At 39.6% G+C, this 767-nt stretch carries 1 protein-coding gene; it reads left to right on the top strand.

The features are described 5' to 3' along the window. Positions 1–612 (top strand): RagB/SusD family nutrient uptake outer membrane protein (locus JHD69_RS19960; RefSeq protein WP_199142090.1); only part of this gene is annotated, 612 nt, incomplete at its 5' end. Positions 613–767: the final 155 nt, after the last annotated feature.

Genomic DNA, 767 nt, shown 5'->3' with positions numbered 1-767 from the left:
CTGCAAGGGGCAACCGGTACGGCTGATACGTACAGGCCTTTACTGGTACCCGCAACCAGCTTTATCAATAGCTTCCCAAAAGGCGATCGTAGAAGAACATGGGGCATATTGGATCAATATCCAAATCCTAAAGTAAAAGGTGGCGTACTGGCTCCTTTCTTCCAGAAGTATTTTGATACCACTGGCATTTCAAAGGGAGCCACATCATCTACAGTTATTAATCCTTGGAATTTCATCTATATCCGTTATGCCGATATGTATCTGGTCGCTGCAGAGGCTGAAAATGAAATTAATGGCCCTAATGGTGCTTATATGTACATTAATGCTGTCCGTAAACGTGCCAGAGTAGACAAGTCAGATCCAACAAATGTGCCCGATCTTTCCGGACTTACACAGGATGATTTCAGAAAGGCTGTTTTGAAGGAAAGAAAATGGGAGTTTGCATTGGAAGGAAATACTTGGTTTGATATGAAACGGACAAATACATTCCAGCTTATTCAGGCCGAAAGGGGGTCGCAACTCATCAACCCTATAGGCCCCTATAATCAAACATGGCTTATCCCCGATATTGAAATCACTGCTAATAATATTCCCCAAAACCCGCTTTATTAACTTTCTAAATAATTGAAAAATTGTAGGGAATATTAAAATAGTCAATCATGATAAAATCAATTATATTCTTAATCTTAACAACTACTGTACTTTTTGCCAATGTTCCTGCATTATTATCATAGCCTGTTTTTGAAACAAGTATCACCGTTTGGGCA

The organism is Pedobacter sp. ASV12 (assembly GCF_016429155.1).
In the GTDB taxonomy this organism is placed as follows: domain Bacteria; phylum Bacteroidota; class Bacteroidia; order Sphingobacteriales; family Sphingobacteriaceae; genus Pedobacter.
Note: the sequence above shows the minus strand (reverse complement) of the source record. Positions and strands in the feature narration are given on the sequence as shown.